At 42.6% G+C, this 22,470-nt stretch carries 20 protein-coding genes; 14 read left to right on the top strand and 6 right to left on the bottom strand.

What is annotated here, in order from left to right; genetic code table 11:
- Positions 1–320 precede the first annotated feature (320 nt).
- From IQ209_RS08915 to IQ209_RS08905, 3 genes are read left to right on the top strand one after another with little or no spacing between them, the layout of a single operon-like run.
- On the top strand, positions 321–677 hold the full coding sequence (locus IQ209_RS08915; protein WP_193850967.1) for a type VI secretion system baseplate subunit TssF: 357 nt from the start codon (positions 321–323) through the stop codon (positions 675–677).
- Between the two features lie 21 nt (positions 678–698).
- Positions 699–2,645 (top strand): DUF2235 domain-containing protein, encoded by a 1,947-nt coding sequence (locus tag IQ209_RS08910; protein ID WP_193850966.1) that lies wholly within the window; start codon positions 699–701, stop codon positions 2,643–2,645.
- Positions 2,645–3,352, top strand: coding sequence for a DUF2931 family protein (locus IQ209_RS08905; RefSeq protein ID WP_228005794.1), 708 nt, complete (start codon positions 2,645–2,647; stop codon positions 3,350–3,352). Before IQ209_RS08910 ends, IQ209_RS08905 begins: the two co-directional genes overlap by 1 nt.
- A 94-nt stretch (positions 3,353–3,446) precedes the next feature.
- Here IQ209_RS08905 and satP read toward each other — a convergent pair whose 3' ends face one another.
- A complete protein-coding gene (satP, locus tag IQ209_RS08900) occupies positions 3,447–4,019 on the bottom strand; it encodes an acetate uptake transporter (protein ID WP_193850965.1) in 573 nt (190 codons plus the stop codon).
- A gap of 349 nt (positions 4,020–4,368) precedes the next feature.
- On the opposite strand from satP, the gene dnaK reads away from it, so the two are divergent.
- From dnaK to IQ209_RS08885, 3 genes are all read left to right on the top strand, one after another.
- On the top strand, positions 4,369–6,279 hold the full coding sequence (gene dnaK, locus IQ209_RS08895) for a molecular chaperone DnaK (RefSeq protein WP_193850964.1): 1,911 nt from the start codon (positions 4,369–4,371) through the stop codon (positions 6,277–6,279).
- A 104-nt stretch (positions 6,280–6,383) separates the two neighbouring features.
- Positions 6,384–7,520, top strand: coding sequence for a molecular chaperone DnaJ (dnaJ, locus tag IQ209_RS08890; protein WP_193850963.1), 1,137 nt, complete (start codon positions 6,384–6,386; stop codon positions 7,518–7,520).
- 258 nt (positions 7,521–7,778) lie between these two features.
- The gene (locus tag IQ209_RS08885; protein WP_193850962.1) at positions 7,779–8,612 is read left to right on the top strand and encodes a hypothetical protein; all 834 of its coding nucleotides are present in this window, start codon (positions 7,779–7,781) and stop codon (positions 8,610–8,612) included.
- A gap of 54 nt (positions 8,613–8,666) precedes the next feature.
- Here the strand turns inward: IQ209_RS08885 and IQ209_RS08880 are convergent, their stop codons facing one another.
- Positions 8,667–9,512, bottom strand: a complete 846-nt coding sequence (locus IQ209_RS08880) for a DMT family transporter (RefSeq protein ID WP_193850961.1) — start codon at positions 9,510–9,512, stop codon at positions 8,667–8,669.
- A gap of 206 nt (positions 9,513–9,718) precedes the next feature.
- Here IQ209_RS08880 and nhaA point away from each other — a divergent pair, with 206 nt between their 5' ends.
- Both nhaA and nhaR read left to right on the top strand, forming a co-directional pair.
- The gene (nhaA, locus tag IQ209_RS08875; RefSeq protein ID WP_193850960.1) at positions 9,719–10,888 is read left to right on the top strand and encodes a Na+/H+ antiporter NhaA; all 1,170 of its coding nucleotides are present in this window, start codon (positions 9,719–9,721) and stop codon (positions 10,886–10,888) included.
- 227 nt (positions 10,889–11,115) lie between these two features.
- Positions 11,116–12,036 carry a transcriptional activator NhaR gene (nhaR, locus tag IQ209_RS08870; RefSeq protein WP_193850959.1) on the top strand — a complete coding sequence of 307 codons (921 nt, stop codon included), beginning with the start codon at positions 11,116–11,118 and terminating at the stop codon, positions 12,034–12,036.
- Between the two features lie 81 nt (positions 12,037–12,117).
- On the opposite strand, the gene rpsT is transcribed toward nhaR, so the two are convergent.
- Positions 12,118–12,378, bottom strand: a complete 261-nt coding sequence (gene rpsT, locus IQ209_RS08865) for a 30S ribosomal protein S20 (RefSeq protein ID WP_038240544.1) — start codon at positions 12,376–12,378, stop codon at positions 12,118–12,120.
- A gap of 348 nt (positions 12,379–12,726) precedes the next feature.
- On the opposite strand from rpsT, the gene ribF reads away from it, so the two are divergent.
- The 5 genes from ribF to ispH all read left to right on the top strand — a co-directional run bounded on the left by ribF (position 12,727) and on the right by ispH (position 18,544).
- Positions 12,727–13,671 carry a bifunctional riboflavin kinase/FAD synthetase gene (gene ribF, locus IQ209_RS08860; protein WP_193850958.1) on the top strand — a complete coding sequence of 315 codons (945 nt, stop codon included), beginning with the start codon at positions 12,727–12,729 and terminating at the stop codon, positions 13,669–13,671.
- A gap of 26 nt (positions 13,672–13,697) precedes the next feature.
- Positions 13,698–16,511 carry an isoleucine--tRNA ligase gene (gene ileS, locus IQ209_RS08855; RefSeq protein WP_193850957.1) on the top strand — a complete coding sequence of 938 codons (2,814 nt, stop codon included), beginning with the start codon at positions 13,698–13,700 and terminating at the stop codon, positions 16,509–16,511.
- Positions 16,511–17,023 carry a signal peptidase II gene (lspA, locus tag IQ209_RS08850; protein ID WP_193850956.1) on the top strand — a complete coding sequence of 171 codons (513 nt, stop codon included), beginning with the start codon at positions 16,511–16,513 and terminating at the stop codon, positions 17,021–17,023. The genes ileS and lspA overlap by 1 nt, the downstream gene beginning before the upstream one ends.
- Positions 17,024–17,139: 116 nt before the next feature.
- The gene (gene fkpB, locus IQ209_RS08845) at positions 17,140–17,610 is read left to right on the top strand and encodes an FKBP-type peptidyl-prolyl cis-trans isomerase (RefSeq protein WP_193850954.1); all 471 of its coding nucleotides are present in this window, start codon (positions 17,140–17,142) and stop codon (positions 17,608–17,610) included.
- Complete coding sequence (ispH, locus tag IQ209_RS08840; protein ID WP_193850952.1) at positions 17,591–18,544, top strand: 4-hydroxy-3-methylbut-2-enyl diphosphate reductase; 954 nt, start codon at positions 17,591–17,593, stop codon at positions 18,542–18,544. Before fkpB ends, ispH begins: the two co-directional genes overlap by 20 nt.
- A 118-nt stretch (positions 18,545–18,662) precedes the next feature.
- Here the strand turns inward: ispH and IQ209_RS08835 are convergent, their stop codons facing one another.
- From IQ209_RS08835 to IQ209_RS08825, 3 genes are all read right to left on the bottom strand, one after another.
- The gene (locus tag IQ209_RS08835) at positions 18,663–19,325 is read right to left on the bottom strand and encodes a GNAT family N-acetyltransferase (protein ID WP_228005793.1); all 663 of its coding nucleotides are present in this window, start codon (positions 19,323–19,325) and stop codon (positions 18,663–18,665) included.
- Positions 19,326–19,557: 232 nt separating this feature from the next.
- A complete protein-coding gene (locus IQ209_RS08830; RefSeq protein WP_228005792.1) occupies positions 19,558–20,013 on the bottom strand; it encodes a hypothetical protein in 456 nt (151 codons plus the stop codon).
- A 28-nt stretch (positions 20,014–20,041) separates the two neighbouring features.
- Positions 20,042–20,722: a GNAT family N-acetyltransferase gene (locus IQ209_RS08825; RefSeq protein ID WP_193850946.1), complete on the bottom strand. Its 681-nt coding sequence runs from the start codon at positions 20,720–20,722 to the stop codon at positions 20,042–20,044.
- Positions 20,723–21,278: 556 nt separating this feature from the next.
- On the opposite strand from IQ209_RS08825, the gene dapB reads away from it, so the two are divergent.
- Positions 21,279–22,100 (top strand): 4-hydroxy-tetrahydrodipicolinate reductase, encoded by an 822-nt coding sequence (gene dapB / locus IQ209_RS08820; protein ID WP_193850944.1) that lies wholly within the window; start codon positions 21,279–21,281, stop codon positions 22,098–22,100.
- Positions 22,101–22,470 lie beyond the last annotated feature (370 nt).

Raw genomic sequence — 22,470 nt, 5'->3', positions numbered from 1 at the left:
CGCCTATTCAATTCTGAAACACTGAATGTAATCAGATCCGGCGCATTTTTTCTATTCTCCCTTCGATCAACCAAAAGCCGTTCGGTTAGATAGGAGGGAGTCAAACGGTAGTTGCCCCTATTTTTATCTAAGTTCCTGTTCAAAAACGGCTAACATCCCCATATTTCGCTAAAATCAAGCAAAAATCCATCTTATTAGTTAATTAATTTTATCAATAAGTATGTACAATAACCGTGCCTTGCTGATAGAGCATCGCATTGTATCTCTCCGTTATTCAGCATAATACCGAAACCCTATTGATAACATATAAGTTAAATTCAATGAAAAACAACAAGGGATTGCTTTATCTAAAAGAGCGCGCTTACTTGCGAGATCTGGCTGAGCACATCGCGAAAGAGTCGCCGCATCTGGCTGAATTTCTACTTTCCTCCCATGACCCCGATATTGTCCGGGTTTTCGAGGCCTTTGCGTTTTTGGTTGCCAACCTGCGGGACAAGCTGGAGGATAATCCCGAATTGGCACTGAAACTGGATGAACCAGAAGGGCAATTGCGGAACAGTATTGTAGCGTGGCTGAAACAGTCGAAAGATGAAAAACGTAACCTGGGTAAGTTAACCGCTGAACACTTTATTGCCGATACTCAAGATGCTGCTCTCAAAGAGAGCATTCACGGATAAATAAAATATAAGGAAGCAATAATGAAGCCATTAGATCCGACGAATTGTATTGATTGCCAGAAAATACTGAAAAACTGGATTGAATTTCAGCTTGTGGATGAAGAGGGGAAACCATTAGCAGGGATACCTTATAAACTGAAAAGCCGGGGGAATAAACTCATTGTGCGAACGGGCACGACAGATGGAAAGGGAATATTGCGTGAAGAAGATCTCCCGCCTATGCCTGTGACGTTTTCTGTTTCAGCACAGCCTCTTGCTGATAGAGTGGTTCAATGCCCTGCTCGTCCAGATACCGGAAAAATAGGCAATCTTCAGGTAAGAGAAAATAGCTACAATGGCAAGCATGACTATCGTTATATCACATTAGGTGCCATCAGTGATGCCTACCCCAAAATCAAAGGCTGGCAAGACGAGGAATTAAAAGCGTCTGAACATTTTAAAGATTCGACCTTAAAGGGATTTAGCGCCCATCCACTTAATCGACGATATGTATTGGAAGTGCAGGCGATAGAAAGTGGGATTACCTTAACGATTGGTGTCTTTTTTGATGGAACGGGAAACAATACCGAGAATATTAATGAGCGGCTTCTATGTGTTCCAGAAGCAACTAATACCAGTCAACAGTCGATGAGTTGTTCCTTTAACCAATTCGGCTTGCCCGGTGATACTTCACGGATCAGTTATGATAGTTACTATACTAATGTACATCTTCTGTATCAAATACATAAGCAGGGAAGAATTGACGATAACTCACATCAAATTAAAGTGTATATCGAGGGAATTGGTACACAAGCAGGGAAATCAGACAGTGTGGTGGGCTATGGTTTAGGGATAGGAGAAACCGGTGTTCATGCTAAAACCGAAATGGCTATCCAAAAAATAAAGACTGAGCTAACAGAATCACTGAAAAGTATTCAGGGTAATATCAAATGCCTCCAATTCGATCTTATTGGTTTTAGTCGGGGAGCAGCGGCCGCACGTCATTTTGCCAATCGGGTTTTTAATCGTGATCCAGTTCTGGCACAGGCCTTATCCGATGGTTTTAATCAACGAAATTATCTGAATAAATCCACTTATCCCACGGGGAAAAACCGTTTTCTCGGTATCTTTGATACGGTTGCGGCAATTGGCACATTAAGCAATGGACTTAACCCTCATACCGCTGATACAGGGGATGTTGATATTCGTTTACCCGCAGGCATTGCTGAGCATATTTTTCACATTACGGCTGCAAATGAATGTCGTTATAACTTTTCGTTAAATAGCATTAAACCTGATTACCCTGAATTGATATTTCCAGGAGCGCATTCAGATATTGGCGGCGGCTATAACCCGATGGAAACAGAAAAGTTATTTATCACCCGGCCACGCAGTCTTACGATAGATGAAAGTACCCCCAATAACACCACTTGGATATATAAAAAAGCACAGAATGAATTATCTCAGATGAGAAGCTACCCGGCCATTGCCCCGTTACTTCACAACAACGAGGTGAAAGTAGAAATGTGGCAGAATAATCAGTTTTACCCTCGTAACGACCTAGAGCGCTTTCAAAAACAAGTGGCAGCGGCAGCAGTGCTATATAGAGAAATTACCAATGACTGGTCAAAAGTAGTGATGCTGGTGATGCAGGATGCGGCACAAGAAGCTGGTGTTATCTTTGGCAAACCTAATACTGATGATAAAGATTACCAACTCTGTCCAGAACTTGCACCACTGGTGGAAAAAGCAATTAATCAAGGACGAGCTGTTCTACAAGGCCAATCATTAATTCCTTTTAACGAAAAAGAGTTAGACTTGATCCAGACTAAATACGTCCATTGCTCATCACACTGGAATAGTGTGGTAATAAAAGATGAACAGATTCAAGGTGGCGTGAATGCGGTAGAGTTAGTCAGTTTTGTGAACCGTCCTTGTGAAAAATGGCATCGAGCCATCTTTGATATTACCGGTAAGGAAATTTCATAATGAGAAATAAAAAACCATTAGTCTTATTATTGAGTCTAGGTATGATATTGGGATTAACCGCCTGCCAGTCCTATCCACCCGGAAAACGGGTGGTGACTTACAAGCCCATTGTGCGCCACAGTGAACCGTTGCCTTATGTTAAATGGAGATTTCAATTTATCACTCCGGAATATTTCCCTGTCAGTATTAGTTTCGTTCAGTTTCAGGATGAAGATAATTATATTGTGCAAAAATTTATGCCTGACGGAGCCGATTCAGATTATCGTAGTGTAACCACATGGAATAAAAAATTAGGTGGAAGCGCTAGTGGGATTAACAATCATGGTGAAGCCCTGCCTCAATCATTGATTGTTTGTTGGGACTCTGTAATTGATAAAAAATCCTATCAGACTCTGTTTGAATTTACACCAGATGTAAGACAATTAATGAGAAAACCAGCTACTTATCCAGGTTATGAAGATTATCCACCAGACTATCGAGAAAGAATTTTTATTGGATTAGCCCCCGGTGGTACAGCCCGCGCTTGGTTACGAGGTATTGATCAAAACAACGGTGATAATATCTTGATTGCTACCGGTGAATCAGTTTCCGGCGATAAGATGACAGTATGCCAGGGAAAAACAAAAGTTCTGAATGGTTATAGCGAATATCCCAAATATATCAAAGAGTTCATCAAAGGAAAAAAATACCCCTACGGTGAGTGGTAATAATGAAAGTGCCGATGACTTTATCGTACCTTTCTGGTGGCTTAAAGTAACAAAGCACAGGATGAGCATAACTCACCCATCCTGTTAAAAATGGTTAAGCGTGTTTTACTTCACCAATGGGCAAAACGGTACGGCCATATTGTTCATTCAGAACTTCAGCCATTGCCAGATAGAAAGCACTCGCACCACAAATAACGCCTTCAAAACCCGCGAAGGTCAAAATGCTGGCATTGTCGGTGATGTTGCCAATTGCCAGCAATGCAAACAGCAGCGTCAGGCTGCCAAATACAAATTGCAGGACACGGTTAGCTTTCAACGTACCAAAGAACATAAACAGTGTGAAGATTCCCCACAGGGCGAGATAAACACCAAGGAACTCATGACTGGTTGTTTCAGCCAGCCCCATCTTTGGCAGGAAAAGCAAAGCAATCAGGCTTAACCAGAACAAGCCGTAAGAGGTAAATGCGGTTGCAGCAAACGTATTTCCTTTTTTGTACTCAAAGATGCCGGCCAGCACCTGAGCCAAACCACCGTAAAAAATTCCCATGCTCAAAATTGCTGATGCCAATGGGAAAAAACCTGCATTGTGCAGATTCAACAAAATGGTTGTCATGCCAAAACCCATTAAACCCAATGGGCCTGGGTTCGCCAACTGATTAGAATGCATACTTCCCCTAGAAAATACAAATAAAACAAAATATTAAAAAAGTTATCGTGGCGCTTTCCTGCACCAAGAAATCATAAAAGGCGGCGAATCATAATGTGATGACATCAACTACACAATGGCCTGCGAAAAATTTTTTTATTAAATCTCAATTTTTTTTCAATTCTCCCCTTGATGATGAGATGAATGACCCCATCTAAGTCTCAACTACAGTTACTACTGAATATTTCGGCATTAGCTGGAAAACAAAATGAGGAATTTCTGGCGAACAGAGCCATTGAAAAGCAAACATTCGTCCTCATATAGCTTAGTAACTTGACCGAATATATGAATTCTTTGTGGAGGCGTTTAGATGGGTAAAATCATTGGTATCGACTTGGGAACTACCAACTCTTGTGTAGCAATTATGGACGGCACAACCACTCGTGTGCTTGAAAACAGCGAAGGTGACCGTACCACACCTTCTATCATCGCATATACTCAGGATGGTGAAACTCTGGTTGGTCAACCAGCTAAACGTCAGGCTGTTACTAACCCGCAAAACACGCTGTTCGCCATTAAGCGTTTGATTGGCCGTCGTTTCCAAGACGAAGAAGTACAGCGTGACGTCTCTATCATGCCATATAAAATCATGGCAGCAGATAACGGCGATGCATGGTTGGAAGTGAAAGGCCAAAAAATGGCGCCCCCCCAAGTTTCTGCTGAAGTTCTGAAAAAAATGAAGAAAACAGCGGAAGACTATCTGGGTGAACCAGTAACCGAAGCTGTTATCACCGTTCCTGCATATTTTAACGATGCACAACGTCAGGCAACTAAAGATGCTGGCCGTATCGCAGGTCTGGAAGTTAAGCGTATCATCAACGAACCAACTGCGGCAGCGCTGGCTTACGGCCTGGACAAAGAAGTGGGCAACCGCACCATCGCGGTTTATGACCTGGGTGGTGGTACTTTCGATATCTCTATCATCGAAATCGATGAAGTTGATGGCGAAAAAACGTATGAAGTTCTGGCAACCAATGGTGATACCCACTTGGGTGGTGAAGACTTCGACAGCCGCATGATCAACTATCTGGTTGACGAGTTTAAGAAAGAACAAGGCATCGACCTGCGTAATGACCCACTGGCAATGCAGCGTCTGAAAGAAGCGGCAGAAAAAGCGAAAATCGAACTTTCCTCTGCACAGCAGACTGACGTAAACCTGCCATACATCACAGCAGATGCGACCGGTCCTAAGCACATGAACATTAAAGTGACTCGTGCAAAACTGGAATCTCTGGTTGAAGACCTGGTTAAACGTTCTATCGAGCCTCTGAAAGTCGCTCTGAATGACGCGGGCCTGTCTGTATCTGACGTCCACGATGTGATTCTGGTTGGTGGTCAGACTCGTATGCCAATGGTGCAGAAAGCCGTTGCAGATTTCTTCGGCAAAGAGCCACGTAAAGACGTGAACCCAGACGAAGCAGTGGCAATGGGTGCAGCGGTTCAGGGCGGTGTACTGTCTGGTGACGTGAAAGACGTTCTGCTACTGGACGTCACTCCACTGTCTCTGGGTATTGAAACCATGGGCGGCGTGATGACTTCCCTAATTTCCAAGAACACCACTATTCCAACTAAACATAGCCAGGTGTTCTCTACAGCGGAAGATAACCAGTCTGCGGTAACGATCCACGTACTACAGGGTGAGCGTAAGCGTGCCAGCGATAACAAATCTCTGGGTCAGTTCAACTTGGATGGTATTCAACCAGCAATGCGCGGTACTCCGCAGATCGAAGTAACTTTCGATATCGATGCTGACGGCATTCTGCACGTTTCTGCAAAAGACAAAAACTCAGGTCGTGAACAAAACATCACCATCAAAGCCTCTTCTGGTCTGAACGAAGAAGAAATCCAACAGATGGTACGTGATGCAGAAGCAAACGCAGAAGCTGACCGTAAGTTTGAAGAGCTGGTTCAGATCCGTAACCAAGCTGACCAACTGATCCACGGCACGCGTAAGCAAGTTGAAGAAGCGGGTGATAAACTGGCAGCAGACGATAAAGCGGCAATCGAGAAAGCAACTTCTGAGCTGGAAACTGCGGCGAAAGGCGAAGATAAAGCTGACATTGAAGCGAAGATCCAAGCTCTGGTTGAAGCATCCCAAAAACTACTGGAAATTGCCCAACAGCAAGCCCAGGCTGGTGCTGCCGATGCAGGCGCAAACAACGCGAAGAAAGACGATGACGTTGTAGACGCTGAATTCGAAGAAGTTAAAGACAAAAAATAATAGCCCTTAGCGGGCAAAGTAACAGGGCGCCTGTTACTTATTAACTGGCACGGGCGTTGAGGTAACTCCACGCCCGTGTGTGCGTGTTAAGGGTAAACAATACGATGGCAAAAAAAGATTATTACGAAGTTTTGGGCGTTTCCAAAACCGCAGATGAAAAAGAGATCAAAAAAGCCTATAAACGGCTGGCAATGAAATATCACCCTGACCGTAACCAGGGTGATAAAGAATCAGAAAGTAAATTCAAAGAAATTAAAGAAGCGTATGAGATCCTGACAGATTCTCAGAAACGCGCTGCTTACGACCAATATGGTCATGCTGCCTTTGAACAGGGTGGCATGGGCGGTGGCGCAGGTGGTTTTGGTGGCGGAGCTGACTTTAGCGATATCTTTGGTGACGTTTTCGGCGATATTTTCGGGGGTGGCCGTCGTCAACAGCGTCCTAGCCGTGGCTCAGACCTGCGTTATAGCATGGAATTAACCCTGGAAGAAGCTGTCCGTGGTGTGACCAAAGAGATCCGCATTCCAACTCTGGAATCTTGCGATACCTGCCATGGCAGCGGAGCCAAAGCGGGTACCAGCCCAGAAACGTGTCCAACCTGTCACGGGGCAGGTCAGGTACAAATGCGCCAAGGATTCTTCGCTGTTCAACAACCTTGTCCACAGTGTCATGGGCGCGGAAAAATCATCAAAGATCCTTGCGGTAAATGTCATGGCCATGGTCGCGTTGAAAAATACAAAACGCTGTCCGTTAAAATTCCAGCTGGCGTCGACACCGGCGATCGCATCCGCTTGAGTGGTGAAGGTGAAGCAGGTGAACACGGTGCACCATCCGGCGATTTGTACGTTCAGGTTCAAGTCAAGGCTCACCATATCTTCGAGCGTGATGGCAGCAACCTCTATTGTGAAGTGCCGATCAACTTCGCAACGGCAGCATTGGGTGGCGAAATTGAAGTTCCAACCCTTGATGGTCGTGTCAGCCTGAAAATTCCTGCGGAAACCCAGACTGGCAAGTTGTTCCGCATGAAGGGTAAAGGTGTTAAATCTGTTCGTGGTGGCGTTCAAGGTGATTTGCTCTGCCGTGTTGTAGTAGAAACACCGGTTAAATTGAATGAAGAGCAAAAAGAACTGATGCGCAAATTGGGAGAATCTTTTGGCGGGAAAAGCGGTGAAACCAATAGCCCTCGTTCCAAGAGTTTCCTTGATGGCGTGAAAAAATTTTTTGATGATTTGACAAAGTAATTTAACACTTTGCAAAATATCTAATGATAACTCCTCCTGATCATTTTTTTAATTTATTGATATTCAGGAGGATTTTTTTATTTATCTATTTTTTTGTTTTTAATCAATTAAATTATTTCATTTCTTAAACATTTTTAAATATATTGTTGTGTTATTAACATTGCATTTTAAAAAAAAAGAGTAGAAAGTATCATTTTAAAATACTCATACACAAATAATATGAGTTAAATATAAAACAATAACAATGAGGATATCAAAATGATTCATTTTATATTAAAGCAAGCCATCGAATATTCTCACAGTGTTTTTCGGGGGAAAACTACAAATATCTCTTATTTTAATGTTGAGTTCCAATCAGAAGATCGGAAAAACAGATATTCTAGAGAAAATATTCTTCAAAGAGAGCAAGAGCTCATGGAATTGCAAAATAAATTATATAAGTTTGGGAAGCCAGAAGAAAAATATGATTGTATAATGAAAGAAAAAGAACTTAAGAAATCATTGGTCGGAAATTGCAATGAATTATCTATTACTGCACTTATGTATTTAGCAAGAAACAGGGCGAAAGATATATATTATTTATATAAAGATTCTTTTACTACAGATACATCAGGAGAAATACAACCTATTTACATTGAGGTTATTTCTCCCATCCCTATATCACGCTATAATCACTGTTTTATCATGTTTTATTACCCTCCACATGCTTCTGATTATCAATCTCAAAATAAAGAAATAAACCAATTGTACAAAACGTATAATAAGCTTCCGAGTGAAGCATGGATATGCGATCCATGGGCAAATATAGTTTGTTTATCTCAAAATTATAATGCCAATTGGCAAAATAAAATGATTAGCTGGGCAATCGATGGAAAATATTTGGCTTTAGGAAATACCCCTCTCTCCTCAGTATATAAAAATCAATCACAATATCTATTATGGGAATTACAGGGAAATCCGGGTTATCCTTTATATGAAAATACATTTAATATGATGCGTAATACTGCAATGCAGGTGAACCATCAGGCTATTATTAAACCTGATGGTTCGGTTGTAATCAATCATGCAATATTTGAATACGCCAACCAATGAAATTACTCAAAACGAATTGGAGTCTCCAAGTTCCTATTTATACTTGGAGATCCATTACCCTAATTTAGTACTAATAATCCCAATAATAATCACAACACAAGCCAATAATCGCATTTTGCTAAACGGTTCCCGCAAGATAAAAACCGACAATAACATAGCAAACAGCACACTGGTTTCACGCAATGCAGCAACCAGCACGATGGGAGCATGACTCATTGCCCAAATAACAATGCCATAACTCAATAATTGCATCAGCCCTCCCATCAAACCCTGCTTCCAGTATTGACGAATATTTTTTCCAGCCGTATTCCAATACTTGAAATACATAATCACACCCATTACCCAACCATTAATAGCAAATAGCCACAAAATATAGGTTAAGGCATTATCGTTGGTACGAGAGCCGACACCATCAGACAAGGTATAACAGGCAGTAAATGCTGATGTAATAACTGCTGCAACCAATGTCTTGCGATCTAAGCGAAAAGATTTTTTCCCTTGTGGAAATGCAATCAAAATGATCCCTGCAATAATTAACCCTACTCCCAGTATAGCTAAGGGGGGTAACGCCTCCCGCAAAATTAACCAACTCAATAAGGCAGTAATGAGTGGTGCACACCCTCTGGCAATCGGATATACCTGACTTAAATCTCCCGTGGCATAAGAGCGGCTTAAAAACAGGCAATAACCGGTATGCAGAATGGCGGATAATATCAACCATGGTAGAGATGACAATGCCGGCAACCCTACCCAGAATAATCCTGATGTTGAAATCAACCCGGCAAAAAAGACGATAATTGAAATACCCAAAAATCGATCAGCGCTAATCTTTACTAACGCATTCCAACTAGCATGCAATAGGGCTGCGCAGAGAACAAACAAGAAAAGTAAAGTCGTCATGAAATATTTTGTTCAATTATTGACATAATAGGTGATAAAAACATCATCTACTATCTAATGCAATTTATCAATATTGAAAAGTATGTTACTTTCATAAAGTTATAATTCGTATTTATCGATTTACTTAGCACAAATAATCTGCTTTTTCCGATGTCATGACTGACATAACATTAGCGCTTTGATCAATCTCTATAGGTTATCTATTCATGACTGCAATCATTCGCCAATTCTTGAAGTTAGAGGCAGCAGGAGGAATTATCCTCATCATAGCGGCCATTATTGCGCTGGTTATGGCGAATACGCCATTGCAGGGTATTTATCATCAATTTCTCAATCTTCCTGTTGCAGTGCGATTCGCAGCGCTGGAAATCAACAAGCCATTATTACTATGGATAAATGATGGATTAATGGCAGTTTTTTTTCTCATTGTCGGACTGGAAGTGAAACGGGAACTCATGGAAGGCTCACTTGCGGGTCGTGATAAAGCCATTTTCCCAGCCATTGCGGCGCTTGGAGGGATGCTGGCACCGGCATTTATCTATATGCTGTTTAATGGCAGTGACGAGATCACCCAACAAGGTTGGGCAATTCCCTGCGCAACAGATATCGCTTTTGCATTAGGGGTCATGGCGTTGCTGGGGAAACGGGTTCCCACCGCATTAAAAGTCTTTTTGCTTGCGCTGGCGATTATTGATGATTTAGGGGTCATCATCATTATCGCTTTGTTCTATACCAAAACAGTGTCCCTGGCTGCATTAGGCTTGGCTACCGCCATGATTGGGCTATTGGTTTGGATGAATTGGAAAGGAATGACTAAAACATCCGCTTATCTGATGGTTGGTGCTGTTTTATGGGTGTGTATCTTGAAATCAGGTGTTCATGCCACACTGGCTGGTGTTATTGTCGGGTTCCTGATCCCCCTTCGAGATAAAAAAGGTGAGTCACCTTCTGAAACTTTGGAACATGAACTGCATTCATGGGTTGCTTATTTAATTCTGCCACTGTTTGCTTTTGCCAATGCCGGTGTTTCATTACAGGGCGTCACATTAGATGGCTTAACCAGTATATTGCCTATCGGCATTGCCCTTGGCCTGTTTATTGGCAAGCCATTGGGTATTTTCCTGTTTAGCTGGATTTCGGTAAAATTGGGAATTGCTAAATTGCCGGAAAAAATTGGCATGAGGCAAATCTTCGCTGTTTCCGTACTGTGTGGGATCGGTTTTACCATGTCTATTTTTATTTCTGGTTTGGCATTTGAAGGTCTCGATGATGCCTTCAGTACTTACTCCCGCTTAGGCATATTGATGAGTTCTACCATCGCGGCAGTTGCTGGTTATGGACTGCTAACCATATTGTTACCGAAGAAAAAAACGTAGTCAAAAACCGATGAATAGACTAATTTAAGCACAGATATAGAAAGAATTTCCGAGGTAACTCATTCTCTTAATATTCGCGGCAAAACGTTTATAACTGCGATGCCGCTAATATTTTCATCGTCATAGAAAATAACAATAGAAAAATAGGAAAACGCCATAATCTGGCGACCTGAAATGTATGGTCACGACTGTTATACAGATGTGAGGCGATACACAAGGATAAATATATGCGGGTTTCACATTTAAATTTTAACCACCTCTATTATTTTTGGCATGTTTGCAAGGAAGGCTCGGTTGTAGGGGCGGCAGAAGCGCTATACCTGACACCACAAACCATTACAGGGCAGATAAAAGCGTTGGAAGAGCGTCTGGGTGGGAAGTTATTCAAGCGCCAGGGAAGAGGATTAGTGCCCTCAGAACTAGGGCAATTAATTTTTCGCTATGCGGATAAGATGTTTACACTCAGCCAGGAGATGATGGACATCGTGACTTACAGCCGCGAATCAAATCTGCTGTTTGATGTGGGTGTCGCTGATGCACTGTCCAAACGTTTAGTGAGTAAGGTGTTGGAAACGACCGTTGTCGAGCACGAAAAAATCCACTTGCGTTGTTTTGAATCGACACATGAAATGCTGCTTGAACAGCTTAGCCAGCATAAGCTGGATATGATCCTATCCGATTGTCCCGTAGATTCTTCTCAACAGGAAGGATTGTTTTCAGTGAAATTGGGAGAATGCAATATCAGTTTTTACTGCCGCCAGCCGATCCCAGAAAAGCCCTTCCCAGCCTGTTTGGAAGAGCGCCGTTTATTAATCCCAGGCCGCCGTTCTATGCTAGGCAGAAAGCTCCTGACATGGATACGCAATAAAAATCTTGAAGTTGAAGTGCTGGGCGAATTTGATGATGCCGCTTTGATGAAAGCGTTTGGTCTGTATCACAATGCCATTTTTATTGCGCCTTCTTTCTACGCCAATGATATTTTCGCTGATAGTGATATTGTTGAGATAGGCCGATTGGATACAGTACAGGAAGAATATTACGTCATCTTTGCCGAGCGTATGATTCAGCACCCGGCAGTTCAGCGCGTGTGTAACAAAGATTTTTCTGCTTTGTTTAGCTCGCCGCCAAAAAGTCGCCCTGAAAAATGATATTAAGGTTCTGATCTAAAACCAGCAGATACAAAAAAACCGGCTTAAGGCCGGTTTTTTTAGCATCATCAAAACCAATGATTACATTGCTTTGATTTGTGCTGCCAGAGCAGATTTATGACGTGCTGCTTTGTTTTTGTGGATCAGACCTTTGCAGGCGTGACGATCAACAATTGGTTGCATGTCATTGAATGCTTTCTGTGCAGCTTCTTTGTCGCCAGCAGCGATAGCCGCGTAGACTTTCTTGATAAAAGTGCGCACCATAGAACGACGGCTCGCATTGTGCTGACGGCGTTTCTCAGACTGTACGGCGCGTTTCTTAGCTGATTTGATATTAGCCAAGGTCCAACTCCCAAATATATTCTATCGAGGACAATTCAAAGGCCGAGGAATATGCCTGTTCAGCCTTCTTTTGTCAATGGATTTGTGCAAATAAGCGTCGCTGTACAACGACGCTGGTTACGTTGTGATGGGGCGGGATTTTATCAGCTTCCTCAGAGGGAATACAGTCTTTCGCAATAAAAAACTGAATGAAGCACAGAGAAATGCGATAAATTAAATATTTTTCGAGCATCTAGCCTATTTTTATTGTATGAATCAGGTTATTAATTAAAACCCTTTGTGATCGTGGGTTAACCTTGCGCTTTGTACAAGGTATAATCCGGCAATTTCCACGGTATTGAGCCAGCTATGGAGCTAATTCGCGGTATACACAATATCCGGGCGCGTCACCATGGTTGCGTGCTGACGATTGGTAATTTTGATGGTGTCCATCGCGGGCATCAGGCTTTATTAAAACACTTGAAGCAAGAAGGGCAGCGTCTCGGATTACCGACGATGGTCATGATTTTCGAGCCGCAGCCTCTGGAAGTTTTTGTGGCAGATAAAGCGCCCGCTCGCCTGACCAGGCTGAGAGATAAAATAAAATATCTAGCCCAAAATGGCGTTGATTATCTGTTATGTGTGAAATTTGACAAACATTTTGCAGCCAACTCACCTGAAGCTTTTGTTTCACAGTTGCTCGTTGAAAAACTGGGTGTTAAGTTTTTGGCAATAGGAGATGATTTCCGTTTTGGCAAAAATCGCCGCGGAGATTTCCACTATTTGCAGCAAGCAGGTAAACAATACCGTTTTGATGTCGCCAGCACGGACAGTTTTTGTGACAGCGGTCTTAGGATCAGCAGTACAGCCATTCGTCAGGCACTGCAAAGTGATGATTTGGCCTTGGCCGAAATATTACTGGGGCATCCTTACAGTATAAGTGGCCGAGTTGTTCACGGTAAGCAATTGGGACGCACCATCGGTTTTCCCACTGCCAATTTACCGTTGAAACGTCTCGTGGCACCTGTTAAGGGCGTTTATGCTGTAGAAGTCCATGGATTAGGTGATAACCCTCTACTGGGTGTTGCAAACATAGGCAATCGCCCCACGGTTGCTGGCCAAGGCCAGCAACTTGAAGTGCATTTGATTGATGCCCAAATGGATCTGTATGGGCGTCATATCAATGTAGTATTACGTAAAAAATTGCGTAATGAGCAGCGATTTGCTTCGCTTGATGCGCTTAAACAGCAAATCGCAAATGATGTGGTTGCAGCGAGGGATTATCTCTTGCAGCGATCCAAGTCATGTATCTAGCGGAAAATTGGAACTGAGAATCTATAATGAGTGACTATAAAGACACCCTGAATTTACCAGAAACAGGGTTCCCTATGCGCGGGGATTTAGCTAAGCGCGAACCAGATATGTTGAAACGTTGGTACAAAGAAGGTTTGTATCAGGCCATTAGAAAAGCAAAATCTGGCAAGAAAACGTTTATTTTGCATGATGGCCCTCCTTATGCAAACGGCGATATTCATATTGGTCACTCAGTTAATAAAATTCTCAAAGATATTGTTATTAAGTCCAAGGGGTTGTCAGGCTTCGACTCGCCTTATATTCCAGGTTGGGACTGCCACGGTTTGCCTATTGAGCTCAAGGTTGAGCAAATTATCGGCAAGCCTGGGGAGAAATTTTCCGCCGCTGAATTCCGTGCTGAGTGCCGTAAATATGCCATGACTCAGGTCGAAGCACAGAAAGCGGGCTTCAAACGTCTGGGTATCTTGGGCGATTGGGATAAACCTTACCTGACCATGGACTTCAAAACTGAAGCTGACATCATTCGTGCCCTAGGCCGTATTATCAAAAATGGGCACTTGCTGAAAGGCGTAAAGCCCGTTCACTGGTGTACTGACTGTGGTTCCTCCCTCGCCGAAGCGGAAGTGGAATACTACGATAAGACCTCCCCTTCCATCGACGTGCGCTTCGCGGCTGTTGATGCTGATGCCGTGTACGCCAAATTTGATGTACAACCACAAGGGCTACCTGTTTCTTTAATCATCTGGACCACCACCCCGTGGACATTGCCAGCAAACCGTGCGATTGCCTTGAGTGCGGAAATTACCTACCAATTGGTCAAAATCAATGACGAATGCATCATTCTGGCGGCTGAACTTGTCGAAAGCGTTATGCAGCGCGCGGGTATCACTGCATGGGAAGTTTTAGACGATTGCACGGGCGCCGCTCTGGAACTGTTGCGCTTCAACCACCCATTCATGAGCCACGATGTTCCCGCCATCCTCGGTGATCACGTCACGCTTGAAGCAGGTACAGGTGCAGTACATACTGCGGGTGGTCACGGTCCAGATGATTACGCTATCAGCTTAAAATATGGCCTTGAAATCGCTAACCCGGTTGGCCCGAATGGCTGCTATCTCTCTGGCATTTATCCTTCACTGGATGGACAATTTGTCTTTAAAGCCAACGACATCATTGTTGAATTGCTGAAAGAGAAAGGCGCATTGCTGAGCCTGACAAAAATCCAACACAGCTACCCGTGCTGCTGGCGCCACAAAAAACCCATCATCTTCCGTGCAACACCACAATGGTTCATCAGCATGGACAAAAATGGTTTGCGTGAACAATCGCTGAAAGAGATCAAAGACGTCCAGTGGATCCCAGGTTGGGGACAAGCACGTATCGAATCAATGGTAGAAAACCGCCCAGACTGGTGTATCTCTCGCCAGCGTACATGGGGCGTGCCAATGTCTCTGTTCATTCACAAAGAGACACAAGAACCACATCCTCGTACCGTTGAATTAATCGAAGAAGTCGCCAAGCGCGTTGAAGTCGATGGCATTCAAGCATGGTGGGATCTGGATGCAGCAGACCTGCTGGGTGATGAGGCCGCAGATTACACCAAAGCGCCAGACACACTGGATGTTTGGTTTGATTCAGGCAGTACCCATTCTTCGGTTGTGGATGCCCGTCCAGAATTCAACGGTCATTCAGCCGATCTCTATCTGGAAGGTTCTGACCAGCACCGTGGCTGGTTCATGTCTTCACTGATGCTGTCCACTGCGATCAAAGGCAAAGCCCCTTATCGCCAGGTTCTGACTCATGGTTTCACCGTTGATGAACAAGGGCGTAAAATGTCCAAATCCATCGGCAATACCATCAGCCCGCAAGATGTGATGAACAAACTGGGCGCAGATATCCTGCGTTTATGGGTGGCAGCCACTGATTATACTGGCGAAATCGCTGTTTCTGACGAGATCTTGAAACGTTCGGCTGATGCTTACCGCCGTATCCGCAACACCGCTCGCTTCCTGCTGGCAAACCTGAATGGTTTTAACCCAGAAGAGCACAGGGTAAAAGCAGAAGATATGGTGGTTCTGGATCGCTGGGCTGTCGGTCGCGCTCAAGCAGCACAAACCGATATCCTTAAATACTATGAAGAGTATGATTTCCACTCGGTGGTTCAACGCTTGATGCAATTCTGTTCCGTGGAAATGGGATCGTTCTACCTGGATATCATCAAAGATCGCCAATATACCGCGAAAAGTGACGGCCTTGCTCGTCGTAGCTGCCAGACTGCCTTGTTCCATATCGCAGAAGCCCTGGTTCGCTGGATGATGCCAATTCTGTCGTTTACTGCTGATGAAATTTGGCATGAATTGCCAGGCAAGCGTATTCAATACGTCTTTACCGAAGAGTGGTATGACGGATTGTTTGGTCTGGCAGACGGTGAAGATATGAACGATACTTTCTGGGCTGATCTGTTGGCAGTACGTAGCGAAGTGAACAAAGTTCTGGAACAAGCACGTAGTGACAAACATATCCGCAGTTCACTGGAAGCGGCTGTTACACTCTATGCAGATGAAGCACTGGCAGAAAAACTCAACAAACTGTCTGACGAACTGCGCTTTGTCCTGCTGACCTCTCAGGTTGAAGTTGCTGCTTATGCAGCCGCCGGTGAGGATGCGCAGCAAAGCGAAATTGCAGGCTTGAAAGTCGCCTTGCGCAAAGCAGACGGAGAAAAATGTCCACGTTGCTGGCATTATGCTAAAAACGTGGGCCAGGTGGCGGAACATGCAGAACTTTGCGACCGCTGTGTGACTAACGTTGCCGGTAACGGTGAAGAGCGTAAATTTGCCTGATGAGTAAACCCATTTGTTCCACCGGACTTCGCTGGCTTTGGCTGGTTGTTATGGTATTAATACTGGATCTGGGAAGCAAACACTTAGTGTTGCAGCATTTTACGCTGTATGAATCCATGCCATTGATACCTTATTTCAACCTGACTTATGCCCAGAATTTAGGGGCGGCCTTTAGTTTTCTGGCCGATAAGGGCGGCTGGCAGCGTTGGTTTTTTGCATTGGTGGCCGTTGCCATCACGGTTGTACTGCTGGTCATGATGTATCGTTCCCATGCCAGGCAAAAACTGAGCAATATTGCCTACGCCTTAGTGATTGGTGGGGCTTTGGGAAATTTGTTCGATAGGCTGGTACATGGCTTTGTTATCGATTTTATCGACTTTTATGTCGGAGAATGGCACTGGCCTACCTTTAATATTGCCGATTCTGCGATTTGCATCGGGGCTGCTCTCATTATCATAGAGAGTTTTATCAGCCCGGATGACAAAGACAAGCAAGCAGTCTCGAAAACTTAGTCATTGAAAGAATGATAATAAAATCAGCCCCGGCTTAGTTAACCGGGGCTGGTAACTTCGTCTATACCCAATAGCGGTATACTTGCAATCATTTTTAAGTAAAAGGCTTGAGCAACATGTCAACGCAGGTGCAAGCGCACAGTGCAGTTTTATTACATTTCACATTAAAGCTGGATGATGGCTCTACGGCGGATTCGACTTACAGTCAAGGTAAACCCGCATTATTCCACCTCGGTGATGGTAGTCTCTCTGCCCCACTGGAAGAACAGCTTCTTGGTTTGAAAGTCGGTGATAAACATCAATTTACTCTGGCCGGAGAAACCATTTTTGGCAAACACAACCCTGATTTAATCCAATATTTCACTCCTCGTGATTTTTCCGATGCCGGCGTTCCAGAAGTGGGAACCATCATGTTATTTACAGCCATGAACGGCAGTGAAATGCCCGGCTTTGTCAAAGAAGTGACTGAAGGCTCCATTACTGTTGATTTTAACCATCCACTGGCTGAACAAAACATCACTTTTGAGATCGAAGTGTTGGAAATTGACCCTCAGTTGGAGGAAACCCATGCAAATATTGCTGGCTAACCCTCGCGGTTTCTGTGCGGGTGTTGATCGTGCTATCAGCATCGTAGAGCGTGCACTGGAATTGTACGGCGCTCCCATCTATGTTCGCCATGAAGTGGTACATAACCGTTATGTGGTTGATAACCTTAGAAAGCGTGGCGCCATTTTTATTGAAGAAATTTCAGAAGTGCCTGATGGCGCTATTTTGATCTTCTCTGCCCATGGTGTTTCCCAGGCCATTCGTGCAGAAGCTCGCTCCCGTCATTTAACCATGCTGTTTGACGCGACCTGCCCGCTGGTTACCAAAGTCCATATGGAAGTCGCCAGGGCAAGTCGCAAAGGCAAAGAGGCGATTTTAATCGGACATGCCGGCCATCCCGAAGTAGAAGGCACCATGGGGCAATACAATAACCCCAACGGTGGCATGTATCTGGTGGAATCACCGGAAGATGTGTGGAAACTGCAAGTTAAGGATGAAAATAACCTCAGCTTTATGACCCAAACAACACTTTCTGTTGATGACACCTCAGAAGTGATTGATGCACTTAATGCAAGGTTCCCCAATATTGTCGGCCCACGCAAAGATGATATCTGCTATGCCACAACTAACCGTCAGGAAGCGGTACGTGATTTAGCATTAGGGGCTGATGTGGTTTTAGTGGTGGGTTCTAAAAACTCATCAAACTCAAATCGCCTGGCCGAACTTGCACAACGCGTAGGCAAGCCTGCCTATTTGATTGATTCCGCTAAGGATATCCAGGAAGAATGGATCACAGGTGTGAACGCAGTGGGTGTCACAGCGGGAGCATCTGCACCTGATATTTTGGTACAACAGGTGATTGAACGCCTGAAAACTTTCGGGGCAGAAACGGTTAACGAGCTGCATGGTAGAGAAGAAAATATTGTTTTTGAAGTACCAAAAGAGTTACGGGTTGAAGTGAAAGAGGTTAATTAACTCAGGCAAACTTTTTCAGGTTGGAAGATGGGTCGGGAAGGATAAAAAATAAATCCCGACCCGATCTCCCACAAAAAATCCGAATACATGACGATGCCTTGAATGCTCTGATTGAAATTTAGATAAACTTATATCTATAAGTATTAGTTATCCCATCATATTTCCATTCGTCATTTTTCTCAATCGGACGTAATTCCATGTAAGATTCTGTCGTAACAAATCCCATCTTCACATATGCCGGTACAGCGTCAATTACTGCTTGAAGTTTTAGATTACCGTTCTTCCCCAATTGTTGCGATTTATTTACTGCCTGTTCAATCAGTAAAACCCCACAATCTCGAATACCGCAATGAGTGGCTAAATAATTAACTTTAGGAAAATCAGTGGGGGTATTATCACTTGAAGACAGCTGTAATCCCCCTATGGGAGTCCCCCTAAAATAAGCAACAAAAAATGATGAGTTCTCTCTTGGTACAGCTTGTCTTGCATTTATTCTTATGCTACCCAATATACTATGTGCTTTAGCAAACCGACTATTCCATTTTTTTTGCTCACTATCATCATTACCTGCATGTGAAGAACATCCCCAACCATTACTCATCATTTCTTCTCTTATCTCACGCATTGCAGCTAACGCTTCTTGTGGATTAACCTCTTTAATAACGATGGATGCTCTTACATTGACTGAGCTTGGCCATTTCTCTGAAAAGGATTGTGCTCGGGTTAAAGAGCCAGATGCTAAAGGTTGATCAATATTAAAAGATTTTGATCTAAACATCATTCTCCTCCTAATAATTCAATCTATTAAATCAACATGTTATATATCTATAGCTATTATTGCTAAGGTTAAAACGCCATTTATGACTGTTAGCTGGGTCTAACACCAAGTATCCTAAATCGGTAGAAGAATAAAATCCCATATTAATATATGCCTGCCTGAATTCCTCTAGCGGGGCAAGTCCTATCTTGCCATCTCTTTCCTAATTGTAGTGATTTATTCACTGCATGTTCTATTAGTAAAACACCACAATTTCTAATACCACAATGTGTAGCCAAACGCTCGATATCAGGTATTCATAAGTACCGTTATCTCCAGAATAAAATTGTAAAATTCCGACAGGAATGCCTTTGAAATAGGCAGCAAAAAATAATGCATTTATTTCTGATATTTTGGCGTTCTTATGCATAAGTGTAAAAGCCTTATATGCAGAAAAATATCTCATATTCCATTTTTCTTGTTCATTATCAAGCGAGTGTACAAATTCATCACATTTCCATTCAGAGTTCATGGTAGTTGTCATTAATCTATTAGTTACATTTACTGCCTCACTTGCACTAACCTCTTTGATCGTTATAAAAATTCTGGCATCAATCACTGCTGTACCGATGTCTGAAACAGACTTAGCATGAGTTAAAGAACCCAATGTTGCAGGTCGAGGAATATTAAAAGATTTTGATCTAAACATCATTCTCCTCCTAATAATTCAGTCTATTAAATCACCATGTTATATATTTATAGCTATTATTGCTAGGGCTAAAACGCCATTTATGACTGTTAGCAGGATCTAACACCAAGTATCCCAAATTACCAGAAGAAAATCCCATTTTAATGTATGCCAACTTTGTTTCTTCTAGTGGAAAAAGTTTTATCTTACCATTGTTTCCTAATTGCAGTGATTTATTCACTGCATGTTCCATTAGTAAAACACCACAATTTCTAATACCACAATGTGTTGCCAAATACTCAACTGTAGGCAGATTATAAGAATCTATGTTGTTTTCAGGACTAAATTCTAAAATTCCAACAGGAACGCCTTTGAAATAGGCAGCAAAATATAATAAATTTATTTCTGATATTTTTTTTCTCCTAATAGAACGCTCGACTTTATTATGTACAAGTTCAAAAATGGTATATGCAGCATCATATCTCGAATTCCATTTTTCTTGTTCACTATCACCAAGCAAGTATTCGGAACTACCGCATTTCCATTCAGTGCTCATGGTGGTTGTCATTATTCTATTGGTTATATTTAATGCCTCACTTGCACTCACCTCCCTGATAGTCATAAAAATCCTGGCATCAATCGCTGCTGAGCTGATGTCTGAAACAGACTTGGCATGAGTTAAGGAACCCAATGTTGCAGGCCGATGAACATTAAAAGATTTTGATCTAAACATTATTCTACCTCATGCAATAGTTTAATTAACTGGATTTTCATTATCCCAATATCATGATATACAACCCACTCCATTTTATGGCGATAATTCATAATTTATATTGATATAAAAATAAATCATCTTTGTCAGATAAAGGTATAAAATAGAGTAGATTGCTGTTTTATAATATACCATCAAGATATTTTTATTATAAGAAAATATAGAAACCTGTCAGAACATTAATTAAATTTAAGCGTAAAATAAAAAAGAATAAAGCGTTTATTATAATAAGTGAATCACAATAGAAATACTACATTATATTGCACTAACAATTTGCTTTTATTTTCTTTTTACCACAAAAATTTAATATATTCATAGGGTTTCTGGCTAAAAGTCGTTCAAGCTATCATGGTGAATTACCAAAGGAACTGGAATAGATAAATTTTATAATTTCCAACATGATCGCTGTTTTTCTTATGACCAAGCTATAAATCTGGCGCTGCCAGTCCTTGCCAGTTAAGCTGTAGAACAGTTTCCTTTGTCACCTCAATTAAAAACGATTTACAGAGAGGGCCTTATGGCTGATACAGATATTCGCGTTGCTATCGTAGGCGCTGGCGGACGTATGGGACGCAATCTTATTCAGGCCGTCCAGTTATTGGATGGTGTTACACTTGGTGCAGCATTAGAGCGTTCTGGCTCTTCATTGGTGGGAACCGATGCGGGAGAGCTGGCGGGGATCGGTAAAAATGGTGTGATGATTAATGATGATCTGCACCAGGTTATTGAACACTTTGATGTCCTGGTCGATTTTACGCGTCCTGAAGGCACATTAGCCTACCTCTCCATTTGTCAGCAACATCAAAAATCAATGGTCATCGGCACCACCGGTTTTGATGATGCCGGTAAACTCGCGATTACAGAAGCTTCCCGTGAAATCCCTATTGTTTTTGCCGCGAATTTTAGTGTTGGCGTCAATTTGGTACTAAAACTGCTGGAAAAAGCTGCCACAGTGATGGGGGAATATACCGACATCGAGATTATTGAAGCCCACCATCGCCATAAAGTAGATGCGCCATCAGGAACAGCATTAGCAATGGGTGAGTCCATCGCCAATGCATTAGGCCGTGATCTCAAAACCAGCGCTGTTTATGCCCGCGAAGGCTATACCGGAGAACGCGATCCTAAAAGTATTGGATTTGCCACCATACGGGCAGGTGATATCGTTGGAGAGCATACCGCTATTTTTGCCGATATCGGTGAACGTGTAGAGATAAGTCACAAGGCTTCAAGCCGCATGACCTTTGCTAATGGGGCAATTAAGGCAGCAACGTGGTTAATAGGAAAAAACAGTGGGCTTTATACTATGAAAGATGTATTAAATCTTGACAAAATTTAATATTAAAAAATTGTAACTTTATGTAATTACGCAATTATTTTTTAAATGGTTGCGTAATAATGAAGTATATTAATTTTTTTATAAAATATCTAAATTAATCACGGTTTTTATAAGAATAGTTAGCCTTTTTGTTGCCTTTTCCCTATAAACACGAAAAAAGCCCTATATTTTTTCTGTTCTTAAGTTTTCTCTCGCCATAATCGTTTATCTCCACCCACTTTCCTTATTTTTTTCAGCTACATTTATTCAATATAAGACTGAGAGTTGTAAAAAAGCCAATAAAAATGCCATTTTTTGTAGACAACCCCCACTCTCATCATTAGAATGCGCGCAATTTGCCAAAATTTTGACAAAAATCCTGATTGGCATT

Origin of the sequence: Xenorhabdus sp. BG5 (genome assembly GCF_015163665.1) — a bacterium.
Lineage (GTDB): Bacteria > Pseudomonadota > Gammaproteobacteria > Enterobacterales > Enterobacteriaceae > Xenorhabdus.
The sequence above is the reverse complement of the archived record's forward strand: the minus strand, read 5'-3'. Positions and strand labels throughout refer to the sequence as shown.